The sequence below is a fragment of the Sedimentibacter sp. genome (genome assembly GCF_038562225.1).
Lineage (GTDB): Bacteria > Bacillota > Clostridia > Tissierellales > Sedimentibacteraceae > Sedimentibacter.
Genome location: NZ_JBCFAS010000004.1, coordinates 328,349 through 342,923, shown reverse-complemented (window position 1 = coordinate 342,923; position 14,575 = coordinate 328,349). Strand labels below are relative to the sequence as shown.

The 14,575-nt window shown below is 41.4% G+C and carries 13 protein-coding genes; 8 read left to right on the top strand and 5 right to left on the bottom strand.

All coding sequences use genetic code 11. The features are described 5' to 3' along the window. Positions 1-585: 585 nt before the first annotated feature. From lysS to AAGU76_RS16460, 5 genes are all read right to left on the bottom strand, one after another. On the bottom strand, positions 586-2,061 hold the full coding sequence (gene lysS / locus AAGU76_RS16480; RefSeq protein ID WP_342486619.1) for a lysine--tRNA ligase: 1,476 nt from the start codon (positions 2,059-2,061) through the stop codon (positions 586-588). A 36-nt stretch (positions 2,062-2,097) separates the two neighbouring features. Further along, a complete protein-coding gene (gene greA / locus AAGU76_RS16475; RefSeq protein ID WP_342486618.1) occupies positions 2,098-2,568 on the bottom strand; it encodes a transcription elongation factor GreA in 471 nt (156 codons plus the stop codon). A gap of 205 nt (positions 2,569-2,773) precedes the next feature. Beyond that, positions 2,774-3,757, bottom strand: coding sequence for a tRNA dihydrouridine synthase DusB (gene dusB, locus AAGU76_RS16470; RefSeq protein WP_342486617.1), 984 nt, complete (start codon positions 3,755-3,757; stop codon positions 2,774-2,776). Beyond that, positions 3,741-4,553 carry a biotin--[acetyl-CoA-carboxylase] ligase gene (locus AAGU76_RS16465; protein WP_342486616.1) on the bottom strand — a complete coding sequence of 271 codons (813 nt, stop codon included), beginning with the start codon at positions 4,551-4,553 and terminating at the stop codon, positions 3,741-3,743. Before AAGU76_RS16465 ends, dusB begins: the two co-directional genes overlap by 17 nt. A 49-nt stretch (positions 4,554-4,602) precedes the next feature. Next, complete coding sequence (locus AAGU76_RS16460; protein ID WP_342486615.1) at positions 4,603-5,676, bottom strand: alanine--glyoxylate aminotransferase family protein; 1,074 nt, start codon at positions 5,674-5,676, stop codon at positions 4,603-4,605. Positions 5,677-6,049: 373 nt separating this feature from the next. Here AAGU76_RS16460 and AAGU76_RS16455 point away from each other — a divergent pair, with 373 nt between their 5' ends. The 8 genes from AAGU76_RS16455 (at position 6,050) to glgA (ending at position 14,574) form a co-directional block, all read left to right on the top strand. Next, the gene (locus AAGU76_RS16455) at positions 6,050-6,421 is read left to right on the top strand and encodes a GntR family transcriptional regulator (protein WP_342486614.1); all 372 of its coding nucleotides are present in this window, start codon (positions 6,050-6,052) and stop codon (positions 6,419-6,421) included. Continuing rightward, positions 6,418-7,128, top strand: a complete 711-nt coding sequence (locus AAGU76_RS16450) for an ABC transporter ATP-binding protein (RefSeq protein ID WP_342486613.1) — start codon at positions 6,418-6,420, stop codon at positions 7,126-7,128. Before AAGU76_RS16455 ends, AAGU76_RS16450 begins: the two co-directional genes overlap by 4 nt. Beyond that, the gene (locus tag AAGU76_RS16445; RefSeq protein WP_342486612.1) at positions 7,121-7,891 is read left to right on the top strand and encodes a hypothetical protein; all 771 of its coding nucleotides are present in this window, start codon (positions 7,121-7,123) and stop codon (positions 7,889-7,891) included. Before AAGU76_RS16450 ends, AAGU76_RS16445 begins: the two co-directional genes overlap by 8 nt. A gap of 16 nt (positions 7,892-7,907) precedes the next feature. Further along, positions 7,908-8,756: a hypothetical protein gene (locus AAGU76_RS16440; protein WP_342486611.1), complete on the top strand. Its 849-nt coding sequence runs from the start codon at positions 7,908-7,910 to the stop codon at positions 8,754-8,756. Positions 8,757-8,933: 177 nt separating this feature from the next. After that, the gene (glgB, locus tag AAGU76_RS16435) at positions 8,934-10,859 is read left to right on the top strand and encodes a 1,4-alpha-glucan branching protein GlgB (RefSeq protein ID WP_342486610.1); all 1,926 of its coding nucleotides are present in this window, start codon (positions 8,934-8,936) and stop codon (positions 10,857-10,859) included. Beyond that, positions 10,846-11,991, top strand: a complete 1,146-nt coding sequence (locus AAGU76_RS16430) for a glucose-1-phosphate adenylyltransferase (protein WP_342486609.1) — start codon at positions 10,846-10,848, stop codon at positions 11,989-11,991. Before glgB ends, AAGU76_RS16430 begins: the two co-directional genes overlap by 14 nt. A gap of 11 nt (positions 11,992-12,002) precedes the next feature. Next, positions 12,003-13,124 carry a glucose-1-phosphate adenylyltransferase subunit GlgD gene (glgD, locus tag AAGU76_RS16425; RefSeq protein WP_342486608.1) on the top strand — a complete coding sequence of 374 codons (1,122 nt, stop codon included), beginning with the start codon at positions 12,003-12,005 and terminating at the stop codon, positions 13,122-13,124. A 10-nt stretch (positions 13,125-13,134) separates the two neighbouring features. Then, a complete protein-coding gene (gene glgA, locus AAGU76_RS16420; protein WP_342486607.1) occupies positions 13,135-14,574 on the top strand; it encodes a glycogen synthase GlgA in 1,440 nt (479 codons plus the stop codon). Position 14,575 lies beyond the last annotated feature (1 nt).

Here is a 14,575-nt window from a genome sequence, read left to right as displayed (position 1 = left end):
TCGTTTAATATTCTTGCTCAAGATAACGCATAGCATTATCTGTCTTTTCATTACTTTTGTTTTGTTCTTTTTTAGAACTCTCAAAGGTTTCTTATGCTGTTTTATTGTCTATGTTCGTTGCCGTCACTTGAGACAGCTTTAATAGTTTAGCACATTCGCTTTTACTTGTCAAGAACTTTTTTAACTTTCTTTTTTCTCGACCGCTGCTCTTTCGAGACAGCTTATATAGTATATCGCATTTATCAGTGCTTGTCAAGAACTTTTTTAACTTACTTTTTCTTGACTCACTGTCGTTTGAGACAGCTTTAACAGTTTATCAAACTTATTTCGTTTTGTCAAGAACTTTTTTAACTTTCTTTTTTCTCGACCGCTGCCCTCAGAGACAGCTTGTGTAGTTTACATCAATTTACCCATGATGTCAACTGGCAATTTCTTCATGTTCCTTGAGCGGAACAACTTTGTTAGTGTACCACTGCAGCAGTCATTTGTCAACCCCTAATCATCATACAATATTTAACAATTATCCTTCCCCTTAAAATACAAAAACAGAGCAGCTGCGCTGCTCTGTCATATTTCTTGAACTATCTAGTCTATTGGCTTCATTGTCGGGAACAATATGATGTCCCTTATTGTAGGCTGCCCTGTAATAAGCATTATAACTCTGTCAACACCTATTCCAAGTCCTCCTGTTGGCGGGAGGCCTACTTCAATGGCATTGATGAAGTCATTGTCCATCATGTGGGCTTCATCGTCGCCTGCTTCTTTTTGTTTTACCTGCTCTTCAAATCTTTCTCTTTGATCTATAGGATCGTTCAACTCTGAAAATGCATTGGCAATTTCCCATGTGTTGGCAAATGCTTCAAATCTGTCAGTAAGTCTAGGATCTTCTACATTTCTCTTAGCAAGAGGAGATATTTCAACAGGGTGATGAGTAACAAATGTAGGCTGCTGCAGGTGTTCTTCGCAGAATTCTTCGAACATTTCGCTTATAACATGTCCTCTTGTCATCAAAGGTTTGATTTCCAGTCCTTTTTGTTTCGCAATTTCAATTGCTTCTTCATCTGTATTTATAAGGTCAAAGTCAATACCAGTATGTTCCTTAACCATATCCTGCATCTTTACTCTTCTCCAAGGAGGAGTGAAGTCAACTTCTTTGCCCTGGAACTCTAATTTAGTAGTTCCTCTGGCCTTCATGGCAACATACGCAACTATATTTTCAGTCAAGGTCATCATGTCGTTGAAATCTGCATACGGCTTGTATATTTCTATAGCAGTATATTCAGGATTATGGTTTGCATCCATACCTTCATTTCTGAACATCTTGCCCATTTCATAAACACCGTCGCCAAGTCCCCCAACAACAAGTCTCTTTAAAAACAGCTCATTGGCAATACGCATGTACATGTCTATATCCAGCGTATTGTGATGGGTTATAAAAGGTCTTGCATTGGCTCCGCCAGCTATAGGGCTAAGGATAGGAGTTTCAACCTCCAGGTAACCTTCACCGTCAAGGTACTCTCTTATACCTCTGACTATCTTGTTTCGCATGAGGAATATATCTTTTATTTCAGGATTAACTATAAGGTCAACATATCTCTGTCTGTATCTTAAATCAGTATCTTTAAGTCCGTGGTACTTTTCAGGCAGAGTCTGCAGAGATTTGGACAACAGCTTCACTTCTTCGGCTCTTACGGAAACTTCTCCTGTCTTTGTTCTGAAAACTTCGCCCCTGACACCTATGATGTCTCCTATGTCATAAGTTTTCAGCCAGTTATATTCTTCTTCTCCTATGGTTTCCATCTTAACGAACATCTGAATCCTTCCCAGATGATCCTGGATATCATAGAAACCTACCTTTCCCTGGCCTCTTTTTGACATGATTCTTCCGGCAATAGAAACATACTTGCCTTCAAGCTCTTCAAAGTTGTCTTTAATGTATTTCGAATTGGATGTTACTTCATATTTTGAAACCTTGTAGGGATCCCTTCCGGCTTCTATAAGATCCTTTAATTTTCCAACCCTTACCTGTCTTAAATCTCCTGAATTTTGTTGTTCACTCAATTTTTACACCACCTTATCATTTGCTAAAGTTTATTATTAAACTGTTAGTATTTCATATTTTATCATATCGCCGGCAGGAGACGCAACTTCTATGATGTCCCCTATTTTCTTCTCCAGTAATGCTTTTCCCAGCGGCGAAACATTCGAAATTTTTCCTTTGAAAGGATCTGCCTCTGCGGAACCCACTATCGTGTATTCCATTGTCTCATCAAATTCCAAATCCTTTATTTTAACTTTTGAACCTATGCTTACTATTCCCTTTTGCTTTGCTTCCTTTATTACCTTGGCACTTTTGATCATTTGTTCAAGCTTGGCAATTCTCGCCTCAACGTTTGCCTGTTCGTTTTTAGCTTCGTCATACTCGGCATTTTCACTGATGTCCCCAAAAGCCAAGGCAACTTTAATTTTTTCCGATATCTCTTTTCTCTTAACAAGCTTCAGTTCCTCAAGCTCGTTTTTCAATTCTTCCAATCCCTCTGCTGTAATCAAAGTTTCATTATTCTTCATAATATTGCTCCTTTTAATAATGTTGCTTGTTACAAATTAATGCATTTTATTATACATATTATACATATGTCTGTTCATTGATGTTTAATTCATTTTATTATGGTTTTACTATAATATGATAATTCGATGACAATATTTCTAATTAATTTAAACATTATAATAAAGTAACTTAATAATGTCAAGAGATTTGTTATTTTACATCATATTATATTTGTTTCTCCATATAATCATTTAAAACATTGAAAAGGTCGTCTGCCTTTGTAATCCTGTTAATGCTGCTTCTTGTCTCTGAAGAGTTTTTCATTCCTTTCAGGTACCATGCGGCAAATTTCCGCATTTCCAAGATCGCAACCTTCTCATCAAGCTCCTGAACCAGCATTGCTGCATGTCTTTTTATCATTTCGATTCTTTCATGTAATGAAGGTTCGTAAAAATCACTTTTACCTTCAAGCGCCTTAACTGTGTTCATTATTAGCCATGGATTGCCCAAAATTCCCCTTCCTACCATGACAGCATCACAATTTGTGAATTCCATCATCTTAAGGGCATCCTGTGGGGTATATATATCACCGTTGCCTACGACGGGTATTTGTATGTTTTGTTTCACTTCCTTTATAATATTGTAATCTGCCCTGCCTGTGTAAAACTGCTCTCTGGTCCGACCGTGCACAGCAATCATATCTGCTCCGTTGAATTCAAGTATTTTAGCAAACTCAACAGCATTGATGCTGTCAGCATCCCAGCCAGCCCTTATTTTCGCCGTCAGAGGTTTAGTTGAAACCTTCTTTATCTTGTTAATTATTTCTCCGGCCAGCACAGGGGATTTCATAAGAGCACTTCCGTCTCCGTTTTTCACTATCTTAGGCGCAGGGCATCCCATGTTCACATCTATTATGTCGATGTCTTCCCTTTGATTTATATAATTTTCAACGACATAAGCCATTATGTCCGGATCGCTTCCAAAAATCTGCAGCGATACCGGCCTGTTCTTCTGATTTATTTTCATCAGCTGCCTGGTTTTTATATCCTTGTAATACAAACCCTTTGCACTGACCATTTCTGTGTACACAAGCCCGGCTCCCATTTCCTTGCATATGGTTCTGTAAGTAAGGTCCGTTACGCCAGCCATGGGTGCAAGCACAACATTTGTATTTAATTGTATGTTACCTATCTTAAGAATTTCCTTCATAAATTATGATCGTTTCTCCTGAACCGAGTATCTCTTCGTTTCCTTTTTCATCCGTTACAACAAGACATCCGTCATGGTCTACGGTTTTAACCAAAAGGCTTCTTAAAGTCTTTTTACCCCGCTTGGCCGCCTTGATTCTTCTGTTCAGCAGCGCAGACTTCATGATGCAGAACAATACGGCATTTGAAACTGTGCTTTTGGTCAGAAACTCCTCATAGTGTTTTTCCATGCTGTTCAATATCCCGGCAATGAGGGCTTCCCTGTCCACCGCTTCACCTGCAGCCAGCTTAATGGATGTTGCGGGTTTTTTTATTTCTTCATATATTTTTTCCGTTTCTTCTTCTTCCATGTTTGCATTGATGCACACAGATACGATTATTCCGGATGGTTCACTGCTTTTTCCTATGAATTCGCAGTTGATTGATGCAAGCTTCCTGTCGTTTACCACGATGTCGTTGGGCCACTTGATTTTACATTCCAGACCGCATGCTTCATAAATCCCTTCACATACAGAAGAGCATCCCACCAAATCAAATTTAGACGTTATGAGATTATTTACAGAAGGCTTTAAAATTATACTCATATATATATTTTTGTCTTCGCTGCATATCCACCGATTGCCAAATCTCAGGGTGCATTTGGACTGGTTTTCAGATAAAACAACCGTCCCATCTGGGCATGTGCCGCATATGTTTTTTGCCTTTGCATAAGTTGAGGTCAGGTTGTCATATTGAATCACAGTCTGACCGATTATCTTTGTATTCAAGCAGCCGCTGATACTGTTTAAATCGTACATTAATTTCTCCCATTCTCCCTGAATATATTACTGCAAAAAACACTTTTCGTCAAGAAATGGATAATATGTCGTCAATGGAGGAAAGAAGGTCTTTAACGTCACCCATAGTCAAATCAGCCATGTGCGCAATTCTGAATGTCTTCTCCTTCAAACTTCCATAACCGTTTGAAATTGCATAGCCTCTTTTACCAAGCTCTGTGTTCAGATCCTTGACGCTTATTCCCCTTGTGTTTTTCACGGTAGTGAGCGTAACTGAAGCATGCTCTTCCTCAGGAAAAAGTTCAAAGTTTTTCTTTGCCCATTCCCTTGTGTATGATGCCATTTCCTGATGCCTTGCAAATCTGTTGTCCAGGCCTTCGTCCAATATGCGGTCAAGCTGGTAGTCCAGCGCAAACATAAGTGAAAGGTTTGGAGTTGACGGATACTGGTAATCTTTTTTCTTCACCGTATCATAAAGCTGAACTAGGTCAAAATATAATCCCCTGTTTTTAACAGTTCTTGCTTTTTCCACAGCCCTGTCGGATATGGTGCAGATTGCTAGTCCCGGAGGTAGTCCCAGAGCCTTCTGTGATGAAGTTATGCATATGTCGATATCCAGTCTGTCAACCTCTATTTTTGTTCCTCCGGCAGAACTCACGGTGTCCACGCAGAATATAATATCAGGATATTTCTTCATTACCTTGCTGATTTCCTCGATTGGATTCATTACTCCTGTTGACGTTTCATTATGCGTTATGGTTACAAGGTCGTATTCTCCTGTTGACAAGGCTTCTTCAACCATTTGGGGAGTCGTTATGTTTCCGGGCTCAGACTTGAACAAATCTGCCTCCACACCGTTTGAAACTGCCATCTCGTGCCACCTGTCCCCGAAGGAGCCTATGGAAAACACAGCAGCCTTTTTCTTAGTACAGCACCTTACGGCACCTTCCATGAGACCGCTGCCTGAGGATGTTGAAAGCAATATTTCATTTTCGGTATAAAATACTTTTCTAAGCTTATCTGATATGTCTTTTTGAAGCTTTGACGCATCCTTACTCCTGTGACCTATCATTGGAGCAGACATTTTTTCAAGTACATCCTCTCTCACTTCGATTGGTCCGGGGATAAATAATTTCTTGTGCATATAACCCTCCAAATATATAAATATGTATAAACATGAAAACCCGGAAAACCTGCATTTTCCGAACAGTTAAATCTTACAGATATTCGCTCCTATCCTATGTTCAGATCAAGATTGACTAAGTAGAAAATTGTTCCTCCTACTATGCAAAAAAGCTCTCATCTGTTGCAAGACGAGAGTTGTAAGCCTTAGCCTTACCGCTGCGAATATTTGTTTGAAGTATATATCATTATAATGGTAGTGTCAAGATTAAATGATTAGTCAAATATTACAATACATATATGATTGTTTCATTTATTTAACATTTTTACATGTTGACATTTTTACATAACGAGTATACTATGTAACTATGATACTAATACATTAAGGCGGTGCGATGATGGAATTTAACAATAATATTCCAATATACCTGCAAGTAATAGAAAAGCTTAAACAGGATATTGTCACAGGAAAGCTTAAGCCAGGGGAAAAAATGCTTTCGTCGAGAGAACTTTCAACACTGCTTGGAATCAACTTCAACACGGTAGCAAGAGTCTACAAGGAAATGGAAGCAGACGAGATCCTTTTCACCAAAAGAGGCCTGGGAACTTTCATAACAGAATCGTTGGAAAGGATAGACCGGTTAAGGCTGGAAATGGCCAAGAAACAGATAGAGGATTTCATAAAAGGAATGAAACTCATTGGTTATACCAAGACAGATATGATCAATTTTATAGAAATGGAAAAGAATGAAGGGGAATCAATATGAATGATTTAAAAGAAATACTCAAGGTGGAGAATCTAACGAAGAAGTACTACAACAAAACAGCCCTCGAAGACGTGACCTTATCCTTCGAGAGAGGAAAAATCTATGGCCTGTTGGGACCTAACGGAAGCGGAAAAACAACATTCATGAAGGTCGTTGCACAGCTTCACAAACAGACTTCAGGAAACGTGTCAATTAATGGCAGTGCACTGAACTTTGAATCAAAGGCCCACATATCTTACATGCCCACGGAAAACTTTTTGTATGATTCATTCAAGGTAAAGCATGCGGTGAAGTTTTACAGCGATATGTACAGTGATTTCAAAGCGGATTACGCCATGAACATCCTTAATGAAATAAATGTAGATCCTGAATTCAGAATATCTAAGCTTTCATCAGGACTGACCGGAAAGCTTAAGGTTGCCCTTGCTCTTTCAAGGGATGCCAGCCTTTACATGCTGGATGAACCGTTGAACGGTGTGGATGTAATATCAAGGGATGCCATAATGGATCTTATAACAAGAGCCTATGATGAAAACAAGACATTCATCATTTCAACCCACCTGGTGAGTGAAATTGAAAAGATACTTGACTCTGTGGTGTTTCTGAAAGACGGAAAGGTGGAACTTTTCGGCGACGCCGAAGAGTTGAGGCTCGAAAGAGGTACATCTGTTGAAGGCATATACAAGGAGGTATACAAGAATGCTTAAGCTCATAAAATATGAATTTCTAAGAAAATACAAACTTATTGCAATAACGGTTGTAAGCGCCGCTGCTCTCAACCTCTTTCTCATGACAAGAGGAGCAGCCGGCAGTGCTTCATTCCTGATGCTGTTTCCAATGGTGCTGGCTGTAATGTACGTTAGCGATGTCATTAGGATGTACAGCGATGACCTCAACAAGAAATCCGGATACATGCTTTTCATGACACCCAACAGCGGTTACAAAATAATCGTATCAAAGCTGGCTGCTGCAGTTCTGGAAGGTCTGGGAATACTGCTTTTATACTTTGTCTTCATACTCATTAACGGAGCAGTCATGGTCTACCAGACTAGGCGGTTCATTGACTTCTCCGAAATAATGGAAGACATAAACATTCTTCTTTCAGGAAACATAGGTATAAACCTGGGCCACATATTCATATTCCTTTTTGCGGCTCTGGTATTTGTCATAGGCTTCATAGTGACCGTATACACTGCCATGACCATCAGAAAAAGCATTTTCTCGGAAATCAGGTTCGGCGGTCTGCTGAGTTTCATTATATTTATAGCCTTAAACTGGGCTCTGACATATTCATCCGAAAAAATATACTCCCTCGTTTCTCCGTATTACGGTTCCAGCATGAACGCTGCAGGAATATCGCCGTCGGAACTGGCAGTAATGGTGTTTCCTGTGATTGCAGTTTCAATTATTCAAAGCATAGCACTCACAATCGGTTCCGGATATCTTCTGGAAAAGAAAATTAATCTATAATCTTAGAGGTAGAAATATGAAAAAATCAGTTATATTGATTTTAACTGCAGCCATAGCACTTACAGCAGGCTGCACAGCCGATCTCAAGGTTGACGAGAACGCAGTTAAGGAAGTTTCAGACAAAATAACGGAGAAAATCATTGACACTGTAGGAAAAGAAGGGTATGAACGGTACGAAACGCACACATTTGATGCGGAAGGAATCAGCAGATTAACGGTTAGCAGTGCCGTAGGAAAAATAAATGTAAAGACTCATGATTCGGCAGAAGCTGTTGTCAACATAACAGTGAGGGTCAAGTCAAGTTCAAAGGAAAAATCTAAGGAAATTGCAGACAGCTACTCGTATACTGCAGAAAAAAACGGATCTTCAATTGATGTTGATACCAGCATAAAAGATTACTATCCTGACGGCACCAGCATCGACACAGACATTGAAGTTCTGCTTCCTTCCGGAATCAGTGATACCGTAGTTTCATTGAATGTTGGAGACATAGACATAGCCGGATTGGACGGTTCAATTGAAGCGTCGTGCAATGTGGGAAGCATCAGCATCAAAGACTGCAGCGGATACTACAATATGAGGACCGATGTGGGAAACATAGACCTGGCAGACTCATCTGCCCAAAGAAATTCTGATTTCACTGTAAACACCGGTGACATCGATTTAAGCTTTTCCGATATTGCCTCGGCTGACACTATATCAGTCAAAACAAATGTGGGAGACATAGATGTAAAAATTCCGGAAAATCCCGGTTACAAATCATCCATCAAGGAATTCATGAAAGACGAACAGACAGAAACCTCCGGAGACGGCAAAACAAAAATAACACTCAGTTCGGGAGTAGGAACTGCAAAACTTAATTAAAGGGTGCACATTGTGCATCTTTTTTGTTTTCATTCACAAACCTGTGGTATATATAAAATAACAATGTCTTTAATTATCATCATTTGTATTGTATAATTTAAAATACATTTACATAATTTTCATGTATATTTCAAAATTCTGCGGTAAAATAAAAATAAAACATACAGGAGCGTAATTATGACTGAAAATGACCTGCCGGTTTATCTGTTCCACCAGGGAACGAACTATTATTCCTATAAACTGCTGGGCTCTCACCCGGAAGAGGATGAGTCCCGATCGGGAGTTGTTTTCAGGGTATGGGCTCCGGAAGCAAAAAGCGTCCACGTGGCAGGAAACTTCAATTCCTGGGAAAAAAGTGATTCCTTCATGATGAAACGTATTTCCAAAGGAGGCATATGGGAGCTTTTCATACCAAATCTCAAGGAAGGCCATATGTATAAATACATCATAACCTCAAAAGACGGCAGCCTTCTCTACAAATCAGACCCCTACGCCTTTTTCTCACAGTCAAGGTCAGAAACAGCATCTATCATCTTTAACGGAGGCAAATTCTGCTGGCATGACAAAAACTGGTTGGAATACAAGAAAAGCACCAACATATACCAGCTTCCCGTAAATATATATGAGGTCAATCTTTCCTCCTGGAAACGCAGGGAGGATGGAAACCTTTACTCATACCAAGAAATTGCACCTATGATTATCGACCACGTTAAGAAGAATTTTTTCACCCACATCGAGCTGATGCCTGTCATGGAACATCCCTTTGACGGTTCCTGGGGATACCAGGTTACTGGCTACTTCGCACCCACCGGGCGCTTCGGGAATCCTGACGGACTGAAATATCTCATAGATCAGTGCCACCTTAACGGCATCGGCGTCATACTTGATTGGGTTCCGGCGCATTTTCCCAAGGATGATCACGGTCTTTACAAATTTGACGGAAGCTTCCTCTATGAGTATGCGGATGTTCAGCAAAGGGAGAATATAAGCTGGGGAACGCACAAGTTCAATTACAAAAGATCAGAGGTACAATCTTTCTTAATTTCAAATGCCGTGTTCTGGCTGGAAGAATACCATGTTGACGGTCTCAGGGTCGATGCTGTAAGCTCCATGCTTTACCTTGACTATGATAAGAAGGAAGGAGAATGGAAACCGAACATTTACGGCGGAAACGAAAATCTGGAAGCCATTGAATTCTTGAAGAAACTTAATGAAACTGTATTCAGCATGTACCCCAGCACCATGATGATTGCCGAAGAGTCAACTGCATGGCCAATGGTCACCAAGCCAGTGTACTTGGGAGGCCTTGGTTTCAACTTCAAATGGAACATGGGATGGATGAACGACATGCTTGAATACATGAAGACAGACCCATTTTACAGGAAGTACAAACACAAAAACATCACGTTTTCGCTGCACTACGCCTTCAGCGAAAACTTCATCCTTCCTCTGTCCCATGACGAGGTTGTACACGGAAAAAAATCTATACTGGACAAGATGCCGGGATCATACGAGGAAAAGTTTGCCGGCGTCAGAACATTGCTGGGCTACATGACAGCCCACCCGGGCAAGAAACTGAACTTCATGGGATATGAAGTGGGACAGTTTTCAGAGTGGGACTTCAATAAAGAAGTTGAGTGGTTTTTGACAGAATATGAATATCACAAAAAACTAAGCATATATATTAAGGATTTAAATGAGTTTTATTTAAGCTGTCCGCAGCTCTGGGAGGTGGATTATTCGTGGGAAGGCTTCAAGTGGATATCCAACGACGACTACGAACAAAATATAATCTCGTTTAAACGAATCAATAAAAAAAAGGAAGAACTGATTGCTATCGTGAATTTTTCGCCGGTTGAAAGGCATGATTACCATATAGGAGCCGACAATGGAACATATATTGAAGTTTTCAACTCAAACCTAGAGAAATACGGAGGAACCGGCACGAACAACCCTGGAAGCATGGTTTCCTATAAAGGAAGCACACACGGGTACGATTCATACATATCGCTGACCGTGCCGCCCCTTTCAGCCATATTTCTGAAAAAAGACGAAAAGTTTAAATCCAGCAATGGGGGAGGTAATGTATATGAAATTAGCTAAAAAGGAATGTGTTGTAATGCTTCTGGCCGGCGGGCAGGGAAGCAGGCTGGGAGCTCTCACTAAAAAAATCGCAAAGCCATCTGTGCCATTCGGGGGCAAGTACAGGATAATTGATTTCGCGCTGTCCAACTGCGTGAACTCCGGCCTTGACACCATAGGCGTGCTTACGCAGTACCAGCCGCTTATTTTGAATTCATACATAGGAGACGGAAAGTCCTGGGATCTTGACAGGCTGTACGGAGGTATTCAAATACTTCCTCCTTACCAGAGGGTGGGGGATTCTGAATGGTATTCGGGAACTGCAAATTCAATTTATCAGAACATAGATTTCATCGACCAGTATGCCCCCGAGTATGTGCTTGTGCTTTCAGGAGACCACATATACAAGATGGACTATTCTCTCATGATAAGGGCTCACAAGGAAAAGGAAGCTGACTGCACCATTTCCGTCATCGACGTTCCCATCAGGGAAGCGTCCCGCTTTGGAATCTTAAGCTCAGACAGCGACGGAAGAATCACAGAATTTGAGGAAAAGCCAAAGAAGCCCAAGAGCACCCACGCATCCATGGGAATTTACGTGTTTACATGGAAAAAGCTCAAGGAATACCTATATCTGGACAACGACAACCCTGATTCATCCAAGGATTTCGGCAAGGACCTGATTCCTGCAATGCTAAGAGCAGGAGAAAAAATGTACTCCTATGAGTTTTGCGGGTACTGGAAGGACGTGGGGACAATCGAGTCGCTGTGGGAAGCCAATATGGACCTTCTGGGAGACGACGGTTTTGACCTGTCGGGAGACTGGGTCATTTATTCAAGGCATGAAGAAAGGCCTCCCCAATACATAAGCGGCGATGCCTCCATAACCAACTCCATAGTTTCAGAAGGGGCTGTTATTCTGGGCTCAGTGGAAAACTCAGTAATATTTTCGGGTGTGAAGGTAAACAAAAATGCGGTGGTTAAGGATTCCGTAGTTATGGCTGACGTGGAAATAAAAGAAGGTTCGGCTGTGAACTACTCCATAATAGACGAAATGGTGAAAATCGGGCCCAGCCTTAAAATAGGAACTCCTAAGGGCACAGGAATCAACATCACTGTAATACCCCGCGACAGCGTAATCAATAACATGTAGGGAGGGATAACATGAACAATACTTTAGGAATTATATTTTCAGACATGCAGGACTGGAGCATGACGGAACTTGCGTCTCACCGCTCGGTTGCTGCAATACCCTTCGGCGGAAGGTACAGACTCATAGATTTTCCCCTGTCCAACATGGTTAACTCGGGAATGAATAAAATATGCGTAATCACAAAAAGCAACTACCGCTCCCTCATGGAACACGTAGGCTCGGGCAAGGACTGGGACCTGTCCAGAAAAAAAGGAGGCATACTGATTTTCCCTCCCTACGCCATGGGAGAAGGACACGGTCTTTTTAACGGAAGGCTTGACGCACTTAAACGTGTTCTTGACTACATAACAGCTTCAAGGGAAAAATATGTGGTGCTCTCTGACAGCGACATGATTTACAACATAAACTACAAGGATGTAATCAGATTTCACGAGGAAAAAAATTCCGACATTACGGCTGTCTATACCAGGTACCCTCTGGACAAAACAAGTTCTGTCCACAAGATTGTCTATGAATTCGATGATGACGGGCGTGCCGCTGACATACTGGTTTATCCAGTAATAAAAGGGACGCAGAATGTCGGTCTCAATACATGGGTAATGAACAAGGAATTCCTGGAATCATTGATATATGATGCTATAGCTCACAACTACAAGGACTTCAGCTATGACGTACTGGCTTCCAGGGTCCATTCCATAAGGATTTACGGCTATGAGTACTGTGGATTTTACGCTCACATAGATTCACTGCAAAGCTACTACAACAACAGCATGGAGCTTTTGAATATGGAAGTTCTGCAAAACCTGTTTTATTCTAAGACAGGACCGATTTACACGAAGACAAAGGACTCAACGCCCACAAAGTACCTTAACCACGCAAAGGTTAAAAACTCGCTGGTTGCCAGCGGCTGCATAATCGAAGGAACCGTTGAAAACAGCATAATTTTCAGGGATGTGAAAATAGGAAAAAATGCTGTGGTTAAAAACTCAATAATCATGCAGCATGGTACAATCGGTGAAAATGCTCAGCTGGATTCAATAATTGCGGACACATACGCCCTTGTGAACAATGACAGAGTACTTTTGGGATATTCAAGCTGTCCTTTCTTCATAAAAAAACATTCTGTAGTATAGGAGTGATGAAATGAGTGTTATTAAAATATTGTATGCAGCTTCTGAAGCTGCCCCCTTCATTGCCACAGGAGGCCTGGGAGAAGTTGCAGGCTCTCTTCCCAAGGCACTGTCCGAAAAATACAGTGACGATATTGACATAAGGGTCATACTCCCGCTTTATCAGGAAATTACGGACAGAAGCGGATTTGAATTTGTTGGAAAGGCCACTGTTCCTCTTGCGTGGAGGCAGCAGTACTGCGGAATATTTAAGAAGAAAACAGACGGCGTTACATATTATTTTGTCGACAACGAATACTATTTCAAGAGAAATGAATGCTACGGGCATTACGATGACGGTGAGAGGTTTGCCTATTTCTCAAAGGCAGTTCTTAACGTGCTTCCCATGCTTGATTTCATTCCTGATGTAATCCACTGCAACGACTGGCAGACATCTTTGCTGCCGGTCTACCTGAAAACCAGGTATGCAAACTATACCAGTTACGGCAAGATCAAGACCGTAATAACCATACACAACATTGAGTACCAGGGCATCTACGACTTGAATATAGCCGAAGATGTATTCGACCTGTACGGCAGGGAGAAATCCATCGTAGAATACAACGGGTCCATCAACCTGTTGAAGGGAGCCCTGGAAACCAGCGACATCATAAGCACCGTCAGCGAAAGCTATGCAAAGGAAATATTTGATGACAGCGTGGCTCACGGCCTTGCAAGCATCATAAGCAGAAATTCATCCAAGATGCGAGGCATACTTAACGGCATAGACACGGATTTCTACAATCCCGAAAATGACAAGGCCTTGTTTGAAAACTACAGCGTCCTAAGCATAAAGAACAAGTACCTTAACAAGCTTAACCTGCAGTCGCTGGCAGGGCTGCCTCAGGATGAAAACATACCTGTCATAGCTATCATATCCAGGCTGGTGAAGCACAAGGGTTTTGATCTGATAGTCCACGCAGTTGAGGAAGTGTTGAAGGAAAAGGTCCAGTTTGTGGTGCTTGGAAAGGGAGACAGGGGGTATGAGCTTTATTTCAAGTCACTACAGGACAGATACCACGACAAGGTTGCAGTAAGAATTGACTTCAACTCTGACCTGGCCAGGAAAATATATGCCGGAGCGGACTTCTTTCTCATGCCTTCTATCAGCGAACCCTGCGGCATAGCCCAGATGATAGCCTCCCGTTACGGTACGGTGCCCATAGTAAGGGAAACAGGAGGCCTCAAGGACTCCATACATGACTGCAGCCTGGGAACAGGAAACGGATTTACCTTTTCACAACCCAAAGCTAAAGCTCTTGCAGAGACCATCAAAAGAGGACTGGGGGTTTACTCCCGCAAGGAGGACTGGACAAAACTGGTTGAGGCTGTAATGAGCGTTGATTTCAGCTGGAAATCTTCCGCCGTAAAATACTACGACATGTACCAGAGCCTATTAGACCAAGGAGAATAAC

What these genes read in the sequence shown, in the direction of transcription:
- greA (WP_342486618.1), bottom strand. Translation starts at nt 2,568, where the DNA reads ATGAAGAATAATGAAACTTTGATTACAGCAGAGGGATTGGAAGAATTG.
- dusB (WP_342486617.1), bottom strand. Translation starts at nt 3,757, where the DNA reads ATGAAGGAAATTCTTAAGATAGGTAACATACAATTAAATACAAATGTT.
- AAGU76_RS16465 (WP_342486616.1), bottom strand. Translation starts at nt 4,553, where the DNA reads ATGTACGATTTAAACAGTATCAGCGGCTGCTTGAATACAAAGATAATC.
- AAGU76_RS16460 (WP_342486615.1), bottom strand. Translation starts at nt 5,676, where the DNA reads ATGCACAAGAAATTATTTATCCCCGGACCAATCGAAGTGAGAGAGGAT.
- AAGU76_RS16455 (WP_342486614.1), top strand. Translation starts at nt 6,050, where the DNA reads ATGATGGAATTTAACAATAATATTCCAATATACCTGCAAGTAATAGAA.
- AAGU76_RS16450 (WP_342486613.1), top strand. Translation starts at nt 6,418, where the DNA reads ATGAATGATTTAAAAGAAATACTCAAGGTGGAGAATCTAACGAAGAAG.
- AAGU76_RS16445 (WP_342486612.1), top strand. Translation starts at nt 7,121, where the DNA reads ATGCTTAAGCTCATAAAATATGAATTTCTAAGAAAATACAAACTTATT.
- AAGU76_RS16440 (WP_342486611.1), top strand. Translation starts at nt 7,908, where the DNA reads ATGAAAAAATCAGTTATATTGATTTTAACTGCAGCCATAGCACTTACA.
- glgB (WP_342486610.1), top strand. Translation starts at nt 8,934, where the DNA reads ATGACTGAAAATGACCTGCCGGTTTATCTGTTCCACCAGGGAACGAAC.
- AAGU76_RS16430 (WP_342486609.1), top strand. Translation starts at nt 10,846, where the DNA reads ATGAAATTAGCTAAAAAGGAATGTGTTGTAATGCTTCTGGCCGGCGGG.
- glgD (WP_342486608.1), top strand. Translation starts at nt 12,003, where the DNA reads ATGAACAATACTTTAGGAATTATATTTTCAGACATGCAGGACTGGAGC.
- glgA (WP_342486607.1), top strand. Translation starts at nt 13,135, where the DNA reads ATGAGTGTTATTAAAATATTGTATGCAGCTTCTGAAGCTGCCCCCTTC.